Genomic DNA, 16,990 nt, shown 5'->3' with positions numbered 1-16,990 from the left:
AATTATGAATAAATTTATAATTACTCTTAGTTTTATTTTAGTTTCAACAGCTCACTTTGTACTTATCAATTTTTTAAAAACAGATAAAATAGAGCAAAATCAACAACAAAAGAGTACTTTTATTTCATTACAACTTTCAAAAACTCAAACAAAAAAAGAAGTATTAAATCAAGAAGCTATAACTCAAAGAGAGATTACAAAACCTAAAAATGAAACTAAAACTATAAAACAAATAGAAAAAACTGTTCAAGTCAAAAAAGAAGTTACAAAACCTAATATAACTCCACTTATTTCAAAAGAAAATTCTGAGAAAAATATAACTCAAGAAGTAAAAGAAGTAGAAAATAGCCATACAAAAAATCAAAACGAGATAAAAGAAAATTTAATCACACAAGATCAAATAAATAAAGAAAAACTCTTTATTCAAAACTATATGATGCAGTTACGACAAGAGATAAATAAAAATAAAAGCTATCCTGTAATTTCAAGAAAATTAAAAGAAGAAGGAAAAGTAATAATTAGCTTTAGAGTGCAAAAGAATGGTCTATTTGAGAACATAAAACTAAAAAGCTCATGTAATATCAAAAGATTAGATGAAGCAGCTTTAAGAGCTTTATATGAGACAAAAGCATATAAAGCATTTGATAAAGATATAAATAAAGAGTATATGGATTTTGATGTTCCATTAGAATTTGTTGTAATAAATTAATACAAAATGTTATTTAGCTTTTACAATATTTTAGCTAAAGTATAAATACAAATAGGAAAAAGGAAATAAATGAAAGCTTTTGTAGTTGAAAAAGTTGGAGAGGATGAGTTTGTATCAGACGTCCAAGATATAAAAACTCCAAAATGTGAAGAGAATGAAGTTGTAATAAAAGTTACGTACTCTTCACTAAATTATAAAGATGCCTTAAGTGCTATGGGAAATCCAGGAATCACTAAAAATTTCCCACATGTTACAGGAATTGATGTTGCGGGAACTGTTTATGAATCAACTTCACCAATTTTTAAAGTAGGTGAGAGAGTTTTAGTAACTGGTTATGATATGGGGATGAATTCAAATGGAGGTCATGCTCAATTTGTAAAAATACCTGCATCTTGGGTTGCTCGAATTCCTGATTCTGTTTCAGATAAAGAAATTATGACTTTTGGAACAGCTGGATTAACAGCAGCTCTTAGTGTAAATGAGTTAATTGAAAATGGAATAAAACCAGAAAGTGGAGATATTTTAGTTACAGGTGCAACAGGTGGAGTAGGTTCAATTGCAATAGCGATTTTAAGTAAATTGGGTTATACAATAACTGCCATTTCAGGGAAAAAAGAAAGAGTTGAATTCTTGAAAAAAATCGGTGCAAATGAAGTAATTTCAAGAGAAGAATTTGAAGAAGAATCTACAAAGCCAATGTTAAGTGAAAAATACTCAGGAGTAATTGATACAGTTGGTGGAAAAATATTAGCAAATGCACTTAAACAAGTAAAATATGATGGAATAGTAACGTGTTGTGGGTTAACATCTTCTTTTGAATTAAATACAAATGTATTTCCGTTTATTTTAAGAGGTGTAAGACTAATAGGAATTGATTCAGTTGAGTGTAAATTAGAAAAAAAACAAGCTGCTTGGGAAAAACTAGCTAGTAGATGGAAAATTAATAGTCTAAATACAATAGTAAATGAAATTTCATTATATGAAATAAAATCTGCTTATGAGCTTCTTTTATCAGGAAAAGCAGTAGGAAGATATGTAGTAAAAATAAAAGAGTAGATTAAAACTTAATCTACTTCAATTTCACCATTTTCAACTTGCAAACTATAAGGAGTATTTCTACCTGAACATAAGATTTTGGCTTGTTCAACCCATTGATTACCTCTTGCAATTCCAGGAAGCAATAAAAACTCTTCAATCCATTCAGAATTTTTATTTGACCATTTTGAAATTTGTTCAAAATGATAAATACCTAAGTTATTCAAATCATTCTCAATCTTTTTATTTATACCTTTAATTTTTGTTAAAGCATCTTTTCCAGATAACTTTGGACAAGTTAAAATAAGTGGTTTAAAATCTAAAGTCGAATTCTTTTTAAAAATTGGGTTTATAGAATGTCTTACTTTTTCATCTCTTGGTTCATCGCTATTATTATTCTTTATTGATTTAATTTTCGGAGAATTAGTTCTACCAACTAGATAACCTATAATAAATCCTATAATTCCAGCAAGCAACAAGTTCACAACAATTAATGATGCAATTTCAAACATTTTTTATTCTCCTATAATATTAAATTCAACTCTTCTGTTAATTTCTGATAATCCGTTTTCATCATCTTTAACAAGAGGAAGTTCTTCACCATAACCAACTGCAGTTAAACTATCTGAGGGGATGCCTAAAGACACTAAAACATTTTTAACACTATTTGCTCTTTCTTGAGAAATCTGTTTATTTAATGCCTTTTCACCTCTTGAATCAGTATGTCCGGCTATTTCAATTTTTAAACTCTTATTTTCTTTCATTATCTGTGAGATTTTTGTTAATGTTGAATAAGAATCCTCAGTAACAGAAGTACTTCTTCTTTCAAATGTAATTTTTTTATCTGCTAATAATTTATTTATATTTGCTTGTATCTCTTGAATATTCAAAGATTTTTTATTATTAGCATTAACAGTTTTATCATTAGGTAATTCAGTGTTTAAGATTGATTCATTGTTCTCTAAAGAAGTTGATTCACTTACAAGTATAGGATTTGATATTTTTATATCTTCTATTATATTAATATCTAATCTTGAAATCATTGTTTCTAATAATGAAGAATAATTTGGATCTTTTAATTCCCCTGATAAAAAAACTTCATTATTTATAATTGATAGTTTTGCCCCATCTTCAAAAAAATCTTTTAAAGGTGTAATTAAATTAGCAATTTTACTTATTAAATCTTCGTCAATTGATATATCCTCTTCATAAGTATATTCACCATCACGATTAATATTTAAAATATCTGATATTTTTTTTGTATCATCTTCACTTGAAAAAATACCATCCATAACTAGCATTCCATCTTTTTTAGTTAAAACAAAACTAAAAGGTTTAGTTTGTGTATCATCAGAAGAATCAAACATATTAATAATTTTATCAACAAAGCCTATTTGGGAAACTTTATTTTGTATTTTTTCAGAATTTGAAACTGCTGAATTAGTATTTAAAGCTGTATCATAATCAAATGTATAAACAGAATATACTATAAATCCAAGCAATAAAACTACCAAGAAAACTACCTTTTTAACAAGAGACATCACCATCCTTTTATATAATTATTTTTATTATGTTAGTTGTTTAATAACTATTTATTTAAAGTTGAATATTATACTTAATTAGTGAAGAAATAACTAGAAAATTGCTTGCTATATTTAAATTATTTTAATAGATTAATTAATTTGTTATAATTACATACAAAACAAAAAGAGTATAAAATGCAACATATAATAAATTCAGCGCAAACTTGTCTAGATTGTAAAAAACCTAAGTGTCAAACAGGTTGTCCTGTTAGCACTCCAATTGCAGAAATGATTAGACTTTTTTTAAGTGGAAATATCAAAGAAGCAGGGAAATTAGTATTTGATAATAATCCTTTATCAATTGTTTGTTCTTTAGTTTGTCCACATGAAAAGCATTGTGAAGGACATTGTGTTTTAAATAAAAAATCGACTCCCGTAAATGTAGGTGGAATAGAAAACTATATCTCAACTTATTATATGAATTATAGGGAGTTTGAAAAACCAATTCAAAAGGGTAGAAACATAGCAATCATTGGCTCAGGACCTGCTGGAATTAGTCTTGCAATGATAATGGCTATAAAAGGTTACAATGTAACTATGTATGAAGGGAACAACCAAATCGGCGGTGTTTTAAGATATGGTATTCCTGATTTTAGACTTGACAAAACTATCTTAGACACAATAGAAGATAAGCTAAAAAAAATAGGGGTTAAGATTAGAAAAAATATCATGATTGGGAAAAATATCACCCTTGATGATTTACAAAGAGATGGCTTTGATGCGATATTTATAGGAACAGGTGTTTGGGCACCTAAAAAACTAGGAATCAAAGGCGAAAGTCTTGGAAATGTTCACTTTGCGATTGATTATCTAAAAACTCCAAAAGCTTACGATTTAGGCAAAAAAGTTGTTGTAATTGGTGCTGGAAATGTTGCCATGGATGTTGCAAGAACTGCCATTAGAAATGGTGCAAATGATGTTTCACTAATGTATAGAAAAGGTGAAGAAGATATGCATGCAGAAAAAATGGAAATTGACCATGCAAAAATAGATGGTGTAAAATTCAATCTTCACAAATTACCTTTAGAACTAACAGAAAAAGGCATTAGATATATGACAACAGATCAAGAAGTAAATAGAGAAAGTTTTGAAGAAGCTGATTCTATATTAATTGCAATTAGTCAAACAGCAAGGGATTTAATTGTAAGAAATAATACTGGATTATCTTTAGGCGAAAATGGACTACTACAAAGTGATGAAAATGGAATAACAGCTAGACGTGGTGTATTTGCTTCTGGTGATGTGGTTACCGGTGCCAGAACTGTTGTAGAAGCTGTTGCCTTTTCTAAAAGAGTTGCTTTGTCTATTGAAGAGTTTATTTCTAAACTTCCAGCAAAAACAGTAGCTTCTTAGGCTTCTGTTTTTAAAAGTTCAATCCAAAAATATTTATTTGCATTCCCTTTTTCTACTGGTTTCCAACCATAAGTTACAGAATGTAGATATAAAATATCATTTAATATTTTAAAAGTTATCTCCTTAGATACATTTTTACTTAAAACTTCTGTGAAAATTGCATAAACATGATTCTCATCTTCTTCAATTTTATAAATAGGATCCTCTAAATTTTCAAATTGAATATCTATAAAATCTCTAATTCTATCTTTTGACATAATAATCCTTTTTATTTTAAAGTTCGTATTCTAGGATTTTATAACTTACAAAACATAAACAAGTATTGATTTGTATCAATGTATCACATCTGTTAAAACCATATAATCCCTCAAAACTTAAAAGGATTTTATATTATGAGTATGTTTTGTTATCAATGTGAAATGAGTCAAAAAGGTGGTTGTGGAAGTACTGGTGCAGTTGTTGGAACTTGTGGGAAAGATGAAAATCTTTCAAGATTACAAGATATTATGATTTTTGGTTTAAAAGGTCTTAGTGCATATAGAGAGCATTTAAATACATTTAAACCTGAACTTACAAAAGAAATTGATGATGTTATGAGTGAAACGCTTTATTTTACACTTACAAATGTGAATTTTAATTTTAACGACCACATCAATCAACTAATGAAAATTGGACGAGCTGGAAGTTTAGTAATGGATAGATTATCAAATACTCACACTAATAAATTTGGTATTCCAACTCCCGTAACTGTTTCTCAAAACAAAGTTGAAGGGAAAGCTATCTTAGTTTCTGGACATGATTTAGAGATGTTTGAAAGATTGTTAATAGCAACACAAGATAAAGGAATTAATGTTTATACACACTCTGAAATGTTACCAGCTCATGGTTATCCAGAACTAAGAAAATATAAACACCTAAAAGGAAATGTTGGGAAAGCATGGTTTGACCAAGCAAAACTGATGGAAAAATTCCCTGGAACTTTTGTAGTAAATACAAACTGTATTGTTCCTCCAAAGAAAAATTGTGGATATTTAGATAGATTATTCACTTACAAAATCGTAGGTGTTGAGGGTTCAACTCCTATTGAAAATGATAACTTTGATGCTTTAATCAAAAGAACTTTAGAGTGCGCAGATGCAAATGGAATTGATTTTAATGAAACTACAACATTAACAACTGGTCATCACTATAAAACAGTTTTAACTTTAGCTCCACAAATTTTAAAAGCATTAGAAGAGGGGAAAATCAAACAATTCTTCGTAGTTGCTGGTTGTGATGCACCAGGGAAAGGTGGAGAATATTATAGAGAATTAACTTCATCTTTACCAAAAGATTGTGTAATCATCACTTCATCTTGTGGTAAATTCAGATTCAATGATATTGATTTTGGAGAGATTGAAGGAACTGGAATTCCTAGATACCTAGACTTAGGTCAATGTAATGACTCAAATGGTGCAGTTGAAATTGCTAAAGCTTTAAGCGAAGCATTAAATACTCCAATCAATGATTTACCAATTTCAATTGTATTATCGTGGATGGAGCAAAAAGCTATTATTGTCTTATTAGCTCTATTCTCACTTGGAATAAAAAATATTTACTTAGGGCCAAAACCTCCACAATTTGTAAATGAAGATATTTTCAACTTCTTAGCAGAAAACTTCAATCTTACACTTACAACAAATGCAAAAGATGATTTAGCAAAACTTCTAATCGCTTAAAATAAAGAGAATTTATTCTCTTTATTTTTGCCAATCTTTGAATGGATGTTTCATAAGATTTGAGTTGTAATATCTGGCATCAGTTGTTACTTCTTCTTTTACCCAAGAAGGCAAAATTATAGTTTCATCTTCACTTGAAAGTTCAACTTCAACAACTACTAAACCCTCATTCTCTCCATAAAAAATATCAAGTTCCCAAATATGATTTTCATGAGTTATCAAATATCTTGTTTTATCAATCACTGGTTTTTGACATAATTTATCTAACATCTCATTTGCTTCATCTAAAGGAATTTCATATTCAAACTCTAATCTTGTAACTCCAATATTTGAGCCTTTTATTGTTAGATATGCTTTGTCATTTTTAACTCTAACTCTTACAACTGCATCTTTATTTGTTGAAAGATAAGCTTGTTTTATTCTGCTTCCATTTTCTAAAGTGCCAAGTTTTTCTAAATCAACAAGATATTTTCTTTCTATTTCTAAAGCCATAACTTACCTTTTTTATATTTTATTAATTTTATCAAAACAATTTAATATATTTAATTTTGTGCTAAAATTTAAAAAAGGAGTTACGATGAAAAATATAGTTTTAACCCTTGCCTTTACAGGCTTTATATTTGCCAATGAATTACCTGAAGAATTTGATAGAGACTTATATAACCAAGGTGAAAAAGTCTTTGAAAATAAATGTATGGAGTGTCACCAAAAATCAATGCCAATTCCTCTTTTGATGAAAAATTTTATTGAAGAGAATAACCAAACTTTGAATCTAAAGGCTCCAACTGGAAATGAAATCTCCTTTAGACTAAAACAACAAATTGGAAGTAGGGATGATGTAGAATTTCATCTTATGCAAACCACAGCTTTCGTAAAAGATTATATAATTAATCCAGATAAAGCTAAAACAATCTGTCTTGAGGGTGTAATTAGGCACTTTAATACCATGCCTTCAATGAAAGGTAAAATCAATGATACTCAAATAGAAGAAGTTTCTCACTTTTTATATTTTTTAGAGGGATTTAATGGAGTTAATGAGTTTTATTTTGATGAAACTAAATTTTAAAAAAGGAAATATTTTATGAAAAAGTTTATTTTAACAATATTATCACTTGTAAGCATATCTTTTGCAAATGGAAATGTTACTTACAATATTGATGGAAAAGAGTATGAGGGATATTATAGTCCTGTTTCAAAAACTGCACCTCTTATTTTTATGGTACATGATTGGGATGGAATCACTGAGTATGAAATCAAAAGAACAAAAATGTTAAATGATTTAGGTTATTCAGTTTTTGCAGTTGATTTATATGGAAAAGGTATAAGACCAACAGAACTTAATGACAAAATCGCTCAGACAAAATATCTTTATTCACATAGAGATGAAATGAGAAAAAGATTAAATACAGGATTTGAAGAAGCAAAAAAACTAGGTGCAAATGTATCAAATACACTGGGAATGGGTTATTGTTTTGGAGGAAGTGCAATTCTTGAAATGGCAAGAAGTGGAGCTAATATGAAAGCTTTTGTTCCTTTTCATGGAAATCTTGCAACTCCTGAGGGTGAAGATTATAAAAATACAAAAGGTAAAATCGTAGTATTTCACGGAAGTGCAGATACAGTTGTACCATTTAGCGAATTTGCTTCTTTAGCTGTTGAGCTAGAAAAAACAGGAATAAATCATGAAATGACAACTTATAGTGGTGCACCACATGCTTTTACAGTTTTTGGAGCAAAAAGTTATAGGGAAGATGCAGATAAAAAATCTTGGAAAAGATTTACAGAAGTTTTAGAAGAGACATTAAAATAAAAGCAAGTTTTACTTGCTTTTATAATTTGATAGTTCAATCAAATTTTTATCAGGATCTCTTAGATAAATTGATTCAATTTCTCCAAGAGCTCCAGTTCTACTAACAATTCCCTCTTCAATAACAATACCTAAACTCTCAATATAACTTTTTGCTTCAAGTAAAGGTGTATCAATTATAAAACATAAATCGGCACTACCTTCTTTTACATTAAAAGCTTTTGGTTCAAATTCATGTCCTAATTCATGAAGATTTATTTTTGCATTTCCAAATTTTAATGCAATTCTTGAACCTTTAAAAACTTCTTTTTCCATACCTAGAATTTGTGTATAAAACTCAACAGTAGCCGTTATATCTTTTACTGTTAATACAAAATGGTCTAATCTATTAATTTTAATCATTAAAAATTATAACAAATTTTAGACATATTGTATTGGCAAATAATATGTCGCTTCAAAAGTTCTATCTTCATTCAAAAAGTGATTCTTTTTAAATATTACATAAGGTGGATTTGTTGTTGTTTCAAACCCACTCTTTGGAAGCCACTCTTGATATGCCCATTGGATAAATCTAAGAATATCTCCTGTCTCTCCTTTTATCTCAAAAGTTGCATATAAAGCCTCAGGAGTATCAAAAATAGGAAGACTTGTATTTGATAAATCAACATCACCTTTTGGAATAATTCCTGCCACATAAAAACACTCACTGTGAGGTGTTATAGTTGGATTATCATGATAAATACCAATCTCTTCATATTTTGTAATATTGTTTGTATAAACCCAAGCTTGAAGTTTTTGCCATACTCTTGTAACTTCTTCTTTTAGATAACCCCTTTGTCTTATGTAATAAGTTCTTAGAGGTTTTGATTTAATAATTTTTGGTTCTATGTTTTCAAAATCTTTTTTCTCATAATAAGCCATATTAGAATTTCTTAAAATATTAGTTGAATACTCTTCATATCCTCCATTTCTCCACACTTTTGGTGTTTGATTAAATCTTTCTTTAAATGCTCTAATAAATGAAGTTTGTGAGCTATACCCACACATTGAAGCTATTTGAGTAATAGTTGAATACTTATTTGTAAGAAGTAAACTTGAAGCTTTTTGAAGCCGTATTGATTTTATTGTTTCATAGATATTTATCCCCATAACTTCTTTGAAAAGTTTGTGCAAATGAAACTTGCTAATACCAAAATTTAAAGCTAATTCATCAATATTAATATCTGTATCTATGTACTCATAAATATAATACATTGCATCATTTGCTATTTGTACATTTTTGTTATAAGTAGTTCTTTTTTGCATAATAATCCTTATTAGTCATAAGTTTAACATATTTAGGCATACTTTTTAAACAATAATAGATAACTTTTAAACCAAAATATGTAAAGAATAAAAGAAAATTAAAAGATAGAATTCATAAAAATTAAAAAGGAGTTAAAATGGAAGATTTTTATACGCTAACAATGTTGATTTCTATTGCTGCATTTGCATTAACAGCCACAATAACACCAGGACCAAATAATGTCTTACTTTTATCTTCTGGTTTAACCTTTGGATATAAAAGAAGTATTCCCCATGTATTTGGAGTATTTTTAGGTTTTGCTTTGATGGTTTTACTTGTGGGATTAGGAATTGGAATTGTATTTGAAAAGTTTCCAATAGTATTAAAAATACTAAAAGTTGTAGGACTTCTTTATCTATTTTGGATGGCATATAAAATAGGTTCTAGCAAAGGTCATCTGAAAATAAAAGAGAAACACAAACCTTTTACTTTTATACAAGCAGCACTTTTTCAATGGGTAAATCCAAAGGGTTGGATTATGTCAATGACTGCTATGTCAATATTTGTAACATCAAAAGAGAATAGTATAACTCAAGTAATTATCATTGCTTTTTTGTTTTTAATAGCTGGAATAATCTCGTGTAATGCTTGGGCAATAGGTGGTGTTGCTTTAAAAAGATTTATAAAAGATGAAAGTCATGTAAGAAAGTTCAATCTAATCATGGCGATACTTTTAGTTGTATCCGTTCTGCCAGTTATTCTTGGAAATTGGTAATAAGAGATTAACTCTTATTACTTTTTTCAAACTCTTCAACTTCTGCTAAAGTTCCCATCCAAGGGATTGAGAAAATATGAGATTCAAGTATAGTTCTGATATTATCAGGGATTCTTACTGCCTCTTTTGTCATAAAATTATAGTGAATAATAATACACTTTCCAGTTGTGCAAAGTTTTCCATCTTGATAAACTGCGTGACATAATTCAATAGAAGAGTTACCTAATTTTGTAACACCAGTTTTTACGATAACTTCTTTACCCCAAAATACCTCTTTTAAAAAGTCAAAAGAAGTATGAGCCATGATAAGATTCCACTCTTTTACATTTGCCTTTGGCATAAAGATACGAAATATCTCATCTCGTGCAGCTTCAAACCACACACCGTAAGTGTTGTTATTAATATGCCCAAGCGCATCTGTTTCTAAAAATCTTGGTTTTATTATTTCTGTGAACATTTTATTTTCTCCAATTTAAAAGGAGGATAGTTTAACGAAAAGGGTTTATATTTTGTTTAAAGATATTTGGAAGTTGTAATATTTTCTTTACTTTTTAGTGGTAAAAAGTAAAACAAAAAGCCACAGCCATATTGTCAAAGGCAAAGCTTCCCTCCTAGTTTCAAATTTGTTTTCTAGTCTGCGGAACTCGCAAAAAAGAGTGAATTTGTCACTCTTTTTTACTCAAACAGTCCTCGACTTTTTCCGAAAAAAATTTAAAACTACTCGGCTTTGACAAAGGCTGGGATTTCTTCGGTTTTAGCTTTTATCTTTTTTATTAATTTTTTTGCTATTATCCTAACAATTTTAATTTAGGATTTTTAATGAAAGACATGATTAACTCATTCAAAGCAAATCTCTATGAAAGAACAACTAGTCCACTGCTTGGTTCTTTTATTTTTTATTGGATTATTTGTAATTACAAGTTTATTGTAATTTTATTTGATAAAGATTTAACTTCTGAAAACAAATTTGTAGCTATAGATAACCTATACAAAACAGATTATATTTCTATTTCAATCTTAAATATACCAATCAATGGATTGTTATTGCCCTTATTAATTGCACTTGCTTATGTTTTAGTTTTACCATTTATTTCTAAATTTATTCATAAAGCTTGGATATGGCATCAAAATGAATTAAAAAAAATAAGTAATGGAAAAGTACTTACTGAAAAAGAATTTGGAGAACTTCAACAAAAATATTTTGAATTAGAATTAAGTTTCAGTAAAACATTTTCAGAAAAAGACAAAGAAATCACACAACTTAGAAAGTTTCTTGATGAAAAAGAACATTTATTATTAGAAAGTTTAAATAAAATTGATGAATACAAAAAAGATACAAAAAATACTGAAGAATTAATTCAAGAAAATCAAAAATTACAAAATAACTTAAAAACTTTTAGTGAACATAATACGTTACTTAAAAAAGAATTAGATAAAACATATAGAAACTCTTCAGATGAAGAAAGATTAATAATGAAAGATTTTGCAAGTAATCATAAAAAAGAAACTACTTTAGAAGAAATATCAAAATTATTAAATCTTCCAGAGTTAAAAGCAGACTATATTTTAAAGAATTTAATTGCAAAAAGACTCTTAACAAATGAATACAGTCCTAATAAACAGCAATACATCTATAAAGTTAATGATGAAGGAAAGAAATATATTGTAGAAAATGGGCTAATTTAATTTTTTAATAGTTATTTTATTCAAGGTCAAGGCGGAGTGATTTTTTTGCGAGGGAGCATACAATCAGTATGTGACTGAGTAAAAAAATTGCTCCAACGCTGAGATTGTGTAAAAGAACTATTAAAAATCGTCGAAGTCGATTGAACCTTTACTGTAGTTAACTACATTACCTTCGAAGAAGTTTGTTCTTTGGTCATTGAAACTTGCATAACCATCAACCCATGGAATAGGGTGTTTTACGTTGTATTCTGGTTTATATCCAACTGCATCTAATCTTTTATCTGCAAGATATTGAATATATTGTTTTATGATTCCATCTGTGAAACCTAGGATTTGACCTTGAGTGATATATGAACCCCAAGCTGATTCTAGTTCTACGGCTTTTCTGAACATTCCTCTTACAGTCTCTTCAAGTTGGGCTGTGAATAGTTCTGGTCTCTCTTTTCTAACTGAATTTATCATGTTTTGGAAAAGTAAAAGGTGAGTAACTTCATCTCTTTGGATGAATCTAATCATTTGTGAACTTCCAAGCATTTTTCCTGATTTTCCAAGGGCATACATAGCTGCAAATCCAGCATAAAAATATAATCCCTCTAAAATCTGATTTGCGAAAAGTGCTAAAACGATTTTTTCATCTGTGATTTCACCTGAAAGGTCTTTATAAACAGCTGCAATGTAGTTGTTTTTTTCTCTTAGTTTTACATCATTTTTCCACATATCATAAATCAAGTCTGTGTTATCAGAAATAGACTCAACCATAACTGCATATGATTTACTGTGATTTGCTTCTTCATAAGATTGTCTTGCTAAACAAGCATTTATTTCAGGAGCTGTGATATATGGATTTATATTATCCATTAGGTTATTTGTTTGTAATGAATCCATAAAAATAAGTTGAGATAAAACTAAATCATACATTCTTTTTTCAGGCTCTGTTAGATATTTATAATCTTTTGCATCACCTGTCATTTGAACTTCTCTTGGAAACCAAGTATTTGCTTCCATTGTATCCCAAAGATTTAAAGCCCATTGATATTTCATTTTAGTAAAATTAATCATTCCATCACTATTTCCACCAAAAACTCTTCTATCGTTTAAACTCTCTTTAGAATCAGGGTTATAACTAGTTTTTCTTTCCATTTGGAGTCCTCTGCTTTTTTCTAAGATTTTATTATATAAATTTAATTGTTTGTATTGATAGAATGTAAGGTTATCTTATTGACAACCGCTACACTCCATAGATCTGTCTTCTACATCATTTTTTGCTTCTGGTGATTGGCTTCTTAAATAATATGTTGATTTAAGTCCTAATTTCCAAGCTAATGTATAGATTTCATGTAGATGTTTTCCACTTGCTTTATCTAAGCTCATGAAAATATTTGTTGATTGACCTTGGTCTATCCATTTTTGTCTAATTGCGGCTGCTTTAATTACTTGTAATTGGTCAATTTCAAAAGCAGGAGTATAATAATTCCAAGTTTCAGGACTTAGTTTTGGAACAACAACTGGAATTAATCCTGATAAGTTCTCTTCAAACCATTTTCTTTTGTAAACTGGTTCTATTGCTTGTGTAGTTCCTACAAGAATTGAAATAGATGAAGTTGGAGCAACGGCCATTAAATAACCATTTCTCATTCCATCTTTTTTAACTTTTGCTCTTAATTCATCCCAATCGTAAGAAGCATCAAATAAATCTTTATTTACAAGTGCATTTACAGCTTGAGGAGCGTGGTCATGTGGCATAATTCCTAAAGACCATTTAGAACCCTCAAAAGTAGGGTAAATACCTTTTTCTATTGCTATATTTGAACTTGATTTGATTGCATTATATGAAATTGCTTCCATAATTTGGTCGATTTTTTTGAAGTGTTCATTTGAACCCCAAACAAGTTTGTATTCAGCTAACATTTCAGCTTCACCCATAACACCTAAACCAATACTTCTTGATTTTAGGTTTGTAGCTTTTACTTTTCTTAATGGATAGAAATTTAAATCAATAACATTATCAAGCATTCTAATAGCTATTGGAACAACTCTTTCAATATCTTCTTTTGTATTAATTCTTGAAAGATTTACAGAAGCTAAGTTACAAACAGCTGTATCTCCATCAATTTTTTCTTTTTCAACAATAAATACTCTTTTTCCATTAATACTATCAAGAGCAGAAACTTTATTTGCTTTTTTAGTGATTCCACCATCAACAACAATTAACTCTTCTTCTTCATAAGTAGAAACTGTTCCATCTACAAACTCAAGTCTGATTTTGTAATAGTTTGGATTTGTATTTTGGAAAATCTCTGTACAAAGATTTGAGCTTCTAATATGTCCAACATGCGAATTTGGATTTGCTCTATTTGCTGTATCTTTGAAACATAAGAATGGACTTCCAGATTCAAAATATGAAGTTAAAACTTTTTTCCATAAATCTTTTGCTTTCATCACATTTTTTGTAATAGACTCATCATTTTCATAAGCAATATATTTTACTTTGAATTCATCACCATAACACTCACTTAAGTCTTTTACTTCATAAGGGTCAAATAAAGTCCAATGAGCATCTTCTAAAACTCTCTCCATAAATAAATCAGTTATCCATAAAGCAGGGAATAAATCGTGAGCTCTTCTTCTTTCTTCACCAGAGTTTTTCTTTAAGTCAATAAAGTCAACTATATCCATGTGCCAAGGTTCAAGATAAACGGCAATTGCACCTTTTCTTGTACCCAATTGGTCAACTGCTAGTGCTATATCATTTGTGATTTTTAAGAATGGAACTGTTCCACCAGCAGCACTTTTGTGGTCATCAATAACACCACCTAAAGCTCTGATTTGATTCCAATCCCAACCAATTCCTCCACCAAATTTAGATAATAGTGCCATCTCTTTGTAACCATCAAAAATTCCCTCGATATTATCAGGAGAACTTCCAATATAACAAGAAGATAATTGGTGTCTATTTGTTCTAGCATTTGATAAAGTTGGAGTGGCAAGCATTACTTCAAATTTAGAAACTACATCATAAAACTCTTTTGCGCATTGTTGTTTATTAACTTCATCTTGAGCTAAAAACATTGCAATTGCCATAAACATATGTTGTGGTAACTCGATTGGTTCAGCTTTATTGTTTTTAATTAAATATCTATCATATAAAGTTTTGATTCCTAAGTAGTTAAATAAGAAATCTCTTTTAGGGTCAATATAATCATTTAATTCATCTAAATCGTAACCTTCACCAAGACTAGGAATTAATCTTCCTGCGTCTTTTCCATATTTCAAATAATCTCTTAAATGGCAATATGGCTCACCTTTTATCCCATGAGTTGCTTTTCCAACTCTGTGATATAAATCAAAAACAAAAAGACGAGCTGCTACAAATGTCCAATTTGGAACATCTATATCAATTTTTTCAACGGCTGTTTTAATAAGTGCATCTTGAATATCAGAAGAACTCATCCCATCAATAAATTTGATTTGAGCATCAAGTTCTAGTTCACTTTGAGAGACACCATCTAAATCTTCAGTTGCCTCCACAGTCATTTTTTGAATTTTAGTAATATCTAAAACTTCTTTGCGACCATTTCTTTTTTTTATCATAATTCCCATAATTTTACCTTGTAGTATCTTATATTATTTTTTGAATACTCTGTTGAAAATTTTATCCACATTTTTTGTATAGTATTCGAAGTTAAAACATTCTCTTATTTGTTCTTCAGATAATGAATTTCTTAATTCTTCATCTGCTAAAAGGTATTGAAGGTATAAAGATTCACCTTTTTCATTTGTTGTTGGTTTTCCATGTTGAATCTCTTCCCAAACTTTCATCGCATTTCTTTGAATAATTCTATAGGCATCTTCTCTTGAAACACCTGCAAGTGGTAACTCAAGTAATACTCTTTGAGAGAATACTAATCCACCAGTTAAGTTTAAATTTTTCATCATATTTTCTGGCATTACAGTTAAATTTGCAATTACACTATTCATTCTGTGTAACATAAAATCACTTGTAATAAAGGCATCTGGTAACCAAAATCTCTCTGTTGAAGAGTGAGAAATATCTCTTTCGTGCCATAAAGCAACATTTTCCATAGCAGGAATTGCATATGATCTAATCATTCTTGCAAGTCCAGTTATGTTTTCTGTTAAAATTGGATTTCTTTTGTGAGGCATTGCAGAAGATCCTTTTTGACCTTTTGCAAAATACTCTTCACACTCATAAACTTCTGTTCTTTGTAAGTGTCTTACTTGAACTGCAAATTTTTCAACGCTAGATGCAAGTAGTGCTAAAGCCGTTGCAAGTCTTGCATATCTATCTCTATGGATTACTTGATTTGAGCAAGGTTCTGGTTTTAACCCAAGTTCTGCCATTGCATACTCTTCAAGTTCAAGTGGTGCGTGGGCAAAGTTACCCATAGCGCCTGAGATTTGTCCAACTGCTATAACTTCCATTGTTTGTTCAAGATTTAAAAGATGACGTGCAACTTCATCATACCAAACAGCTAAAGTTAAACCAAAAGTTATTGGCTCACCGTGAATACCATGACTTCTTCCAACCATTAAAGTCATTTTATGCTCATAGGCTCTTGTTTTAATAGACTCCATTAGCATTTTCACATCTTCAATAATTATTTTTAAAGAGTCTCTCATTTGAAGAGCTACACCCGTATCAACAGCATCAGAAGATGTCATTCCATAGTGGAACCATCTTGATTCTTCACCTAAAGATTCAGATACGCTTGTATTAAATGCAATTAAGTCATGTTTTGTAACAGCTTCGATTTCTTCAATTCGCTCTACTGAGAAAGTAGCATTTTTTATTATTTTTTCACAATCAGCATCGGGAATAAGTCCAATTTTATTCCAAGCTTTAACAGCAGCTTTTTCTACTTCTAACCATGCTGCATATCTTGCTTCTTGAGTCCACTTTGAACTCATTTCAACTCTAGCGTATCTTTCAACCATTTATATGTCCCTTATAATCATGTTTCTTGAATTTTTATTAAATATTTTTATTAATTTATGTATGATATGGTATCTAAATTACA

The 16,990-nt window shown here is 29.4% G+C and carries 18 protein-coding genes and 1 pseudogene; 9 read left to right on the top strand and 10 right to left on the bottom strand.

What is annotated here, in order from left to right:
• Window positions 1-4 precede the first annotated feature (4 nt).
• Both AVENP_RS00455 and AVENP_RS00450 read left to right on the top strand, forming a co-directional pair.
• Complete coding sequence (locus tag AVENP_RS00455) at window positions 5-709, top strand: energy transducer TonB (protein WP_128358250.1); 705 nt, start codon at window positions 5-7, stop codon at window positions 707-709.
• A gap of 69 nt (window positions 710-778) precedes the next feature.
• A complete protein-coding gene (locus tag AVENP_RS00450) occupies window positions 779-1,765 on the top strand; it encodes a YhdH/YhfP family quinone oxidoreductase (RefSeq protein WP_128358249.1) in 987 nt (328 codons plus the stop codon).
• An 8-nt stretch (window positions 1,766-1,773) separates the two neighbouring features.
• On the opposite strand, the gene AVENP_RS00445 is transcribed toward AVENP_RS00450, so the two are convergent.
• Window positions 1,774-2,256: a hypothetical protein gene (locus tag AVENP_RS00445; protein WP_128358248.1), complete on the bottom strand. Its 483-nt coding sequence runs from the start codon at window positions 2,254-2,256 to the stop codon at window positions 1,774-1,776.
• Window positions 2,257-2,259: 3 nt separating this feature from the next.
• Window positions 2,260-3,285 (bottom strand): OmpA family protein, encoded by a 1,026-nt coding sequence (locus tag AVENP_RS00440; RefSeq protein ID WP_172664174.1) that lies wholly within the window; start codon window positions 3,283-3,285, stop codon window positions 2,260-2,262.
• Between the two features lie 174 nt (window positions 3,286-3,459).
• Here AVENP_RS00440 and AVENP_RS16050 point away from each other — a divergent pair.
• A pseudogene (locus AVENP_RS16050) lies at window positions 3,460-3,738 on the top strand (NAD(P)-dependent oxidoreductase); the annotation flags it as partial.
• A 6-nt stretch (window positions 3,739-3,744) separates the two neighbouring features.
• Window positions 3,745-4,680: an FAD-dependent oxidoreductase gene (locus AVENP_RS15955; RefSeq protein WP_346726423.1), complete on the top strand. Its 936-nt coding sequence runs from the start codon at window positions 3,745-3,747 to the stop codon at window positions 4,678-4,680.
• Here the strand turns inward: AVENP_RS15955 and AVENP_RS00430 are convergent.
• Complete coding sequence (locus AVENP_RS00430) at window positions 4,677-4,937, bottom strand: hypothetical protein (protein ID WP_128358245.1); 261 nt, start codon at window positions 4,935-4,937, stop codon at window positions 4,677-4,679. The two genes, AVENP_RS15955 and AVENP_RS00430, sit on opposite strands and share 4 nt — an antisense overlap.
• Before the next feature lie 135 nt (window positions 4,938-5,072).
• Between AVENP_RS00430 and hcp the strand changes: the two genes are divergently transcribed.
• The gene (hcp, locus tag AVENP_RS00425; protein ID WP_128358244.1) at window positions 5,073-6,398 is read left to right on the top strand and encodes a hydroxylamine reductase; all 1,326 of its coding nucleotides are present in this window, start codon (window positions 5,073-5,075) and stop codon (window positions 6,396-6,398) included.
• 21 nt (window positions 6,399-6,419) lie between these two features.
• On the opposite strand, the gene AVENP_RS00420 is transcribed toward hcp, so the two are convergent.
• Window positions 6,420-6,890 (bottom strand): CYTH domain-containing protein, encoded by a 471-nt coding sequence (locus AVENP_RS00420; RefSeq protein WP_128358243.1) that lies wholly within the window; start codon window positions 6,888-6,890, stop codon window positions 6,420-6,422.
• 85 nt (window positions 6,891-6,975) lie between these two features.
• Between AVENP_RS00420 and AVENP_RS00415 the strand changes: the two genes are divergently transcribed.
• Complete coding sequence (locus AVENP_RS00415) at window positions 6,976-7,464, top strand: hypothetical protein (RefSeq protein ID WP_128358242.1); 489 nt, start codon at window positions 6,976-6,978, stop codon at window positions 7,462-7,464.
• A 15-nt stretch (window positions 7,465-7,479) separates the two neighbouring features.
• Window positions 7,480-8,208: a dienelactone hydrolase family protein gene (locus AVENP_RS00410; RefSeq protein WP_128358241.1), complete on the top strand. Its 729-nt coding sequence runs from the start codon at window positions 7,480-7,482 to the stop codon at window positions 8,206-8,208.
• A gap of 9 nt (window positions 8,209-8,217) precedes the next feature.
• On the opposite strand, the gene AVENP_RS00405 is transcribed toward AVENP_RS00410, so the two are convergent.
• Both AVENP_RS00405 and AVENP_RS00400 read right to left on the bottom strand, forming a co-directional pair.
• On the bottom strand, window positions 8,218-8,607 hold the full coding sequence (locus AVENP_RS00405; protein WP_128358240.1) for a VOC family protein: 390 nt from the start codon (window positions 8,605-8,607) through the stop codon (window positions 8,218-8,220).
• 18 nt (window positions 8,608-8,625) lie between these two features.
• Entirely contained in the window at window positions 8,626-9,510 is an 885-nt protein-coding gene (locus tag AVENP_RS00400; RefSeq protein WP_128358239.1) for an AraC family transcriptional regulator, read from the bottom strand.
• 137 nt (window positions 9,511-9,647) lie between these two features.
• On the opposite strand from AVENP_RS00400, the gene AVENP_RS00395 reads away from it, so the two are divergent.
• On the top strand, window positions 9,648-10,265 hold the full coding sequence (locus tag AVENP_RS00395; RefSeq protein WP_128358238.1) for a LysE family translocator: 618 nt from the start codon (window positions 9,648-9,650) through the stop codon (window positions 10,263-10,265).
• 7 nt (window positions 10,266-10,272) lie between these two features.
• Here the strand turns inward: AVENP_RS00395 and AVENP_RS00390 are convergent, their stop codons facing one another.
• Window positions 10,273-10,722: an acyl-CoA thioesterase gene (locus AVENP_RS00390; RefSeq protein WP_128358237.1), complete on the bottom strand. Its 450-nt coding sequence runs from the start codon at window positions 10,720-10,722 to the stop codon at window positions 10,273-10,275.
• A gap of 362 nt (window positions 10,723-11,084) precedes the next feature.
• Between AVENP_RS00390 and AVENP_RS00385 the strand changes: the two genes are divergently transcribed.
• Window positions 11,085-11,951: a hypothetical protein gene (locus tag AVENP_RS00385; RefSeq protein WP_128358236.1), complete on the top strand. Its 867-nt coding sequence runs from the start codon at window positions 11,085-11,087 to the stop codon at window positions 11,949-11,951.
• Window positions 11,952-12,071: 120 nt separating this feature from the next.
• On the opposite strand, the gene AVENP_RS00380 is transcribed toward AVENP_RS00385, so the two are convergent.
• The 3 genes from AVENP_RS00380 to purB form a co-directional block, all read right to left on the bottom strand.
• On the bottom strand, window positions 12,072-13,091 hold the full coding sequence (locus AVENP_RS00380) for a ribonucleotide-diphosphate reductase subunit beta (protein WP_128358235.1): 1,020 nt from the start codon (window positions 13,089-13,091) through the stop codon (window positions 12,072-12,074).
• A 75-nt stretch (window positions 13,092-13,166) separates the two neighbouring features.
• Window positions 13,167-15,551, bottom strand: a complete 2,385-nt coding sequence (locus AVENP_RS00375) for a ribonucleoside-diphosphate reductase subunit alpha (RefSeq protein WP_128358234.1) — start codon at window positions 15,549-15,551, stop codon at window positions 13,167-13,169.
• Window positions 15,552-15,575: 24 nt separating this feature from the next.
• A complete protein-coding gene (purB, locus tag AVENP_RS00370) occupies window positions 15,576-16,907 on the bottom strand; it encodes an adenylosuccinate lyase (RefSeq protein ID WP_128358233.1) in 1,332 nt (443 codons plus the stop codon).
• Window positions 16,908-16,990: the final 83 nt, after the last annotated feature.

The organism is Arcobacter venerupis, assembly GCF_013201665.1.
GTDB lineage: Bacteria > Campylobacterota > Campylobacteria > Campylobacterales > Arcobacteraceae > Aliarcobacter > Aliarcobacter venerupis.
This window is presented reverse-complemented; position numbering and strand designations above follow the sequence as displayed.

Bases quoted from the DNA above. Each gene is read 5' to 3' on its own strand.
- AVENP_RS00455 (WP_128358250.1), top strand. From the start codon at position 5: ATGAATAAATTTATAATTACTCTTAGTTTTATTTTAGTTTCAACAGCT.
- AVENP_RS00450 (WP_128358249.1), top strand. From the start codon at position 779: ATGAAAGCTTTTGTAGTTGAAAAAGTTGGAGAGGATGAGTTTGTATCA.
- AVENP_RS00445 (WP_128358248.1), bottom strand. From the start codon at position 2,256: ATGTTTGAAATTGCATCATTAATTGTTGTGAACTTGTTGCTTGCTGGA.
- AVENP_RS00440 (WP_172664174.1), bottom strand. From the start codon at position 3,285: ATGTCTCTTGTTAAAAAGGTAGTTTTCTTGGTAGTTTTATTGCTTGGA.
- AVENP_RS15955 (WP_346726423.1), top strand. From the start codon at position 3,745: ATGAATTATAGGGAGTTTGAAAAACCAATTCAAAAGGGTAGAAACATA.
- AVENP_RS00430 (WP_128358245.1), bottom strand. From the start codon at position 4,937: ATGTCAAAAGATAGAATTAGAGATTTTATAGATATTCAATTTGAAAAT.
- hcp (WP_128358244.1), top strand. From the start codon at position 5,073: ATGAGTATGTTTTGTTATCAATGTGAAATGAGTCAAAAAGGTGGTTGT.
- AVENP_RS00420 (WP_128358243.1), bottom strand. From the start codon at position 6,890: ATGGCTTTAGAAATAGAAAGAAAATATCTTGTTGATTTAGAAAAACTT.
- AVENP_RS00415 (WP_128358242.1), top strand. From the start codon at position 6,976: ATGAAAAATATAGTTTTAACCCTTGCCTTTACAGGCTTTATATTTGCC.
- AVENP_RS00410 (WP_128358241.1), top strand. From the start codon at position 7,480: ATGAAAAAGTTTATTTTAACAATATTATCACTTGTAAGCATATCTTTT.
- AVENP_RS00405 (WP_128358240.1), bottom strand. From the start codon at position 8,607: ATGATTAAAATTAATAGATTAGACCATTTTGTATTAACAGTAAAAGAT.
- AVENP_RS00400 (WP_128358239.1), bottom strand. From the start codon at position 9,510: ATGCAAAAAAGAACTACTTATAACAAAAATGTACAAATAGCAAATGAT.
- AVENP_RS00395 (WP_128358238.1), top strand. From the start codon at position 9,648: ATGGAAGATTTTTATACGCTAACAATGTTGATTTCTATTGCTGCATTT.
- AVENP_RS00390 (WP_128358237.1), bottom strand. From the start codon at position 10,722: ATGTTCACAGAAATAATAAAACCAAGATTTTTAGAAACAGATGCGCTT.
- AVENP_RS00385 (WP_128358236.1), top strand. From the start codon at position 11,085: ATGAAAGACATGATTAACTCATTCAAAGCAAATCTCTATGAAAGAACA.
- AVENP_RS00380 (WP_128358235.1), bottom strand. From the start codon at position 13,091: ATGGAAAGAAAAACTAGTTATAACCCTGATTCTAAAGAGAGTTTAAAC.
- AVENP_RS00375 (WP_128358234.1), bottom strand. From the start codon at position 15,551: ATGGGAATTATGATAAAAAAAAGAAATGGTCGCAAAGAAGTTTTAGAT.
- purB (WP_128358233.1), bottom strand. From the start codon at position 16,907: ATGGTTGAAAGATACGCTAGAGTTGAAATGAGTTCAAAGTGGACTCAA.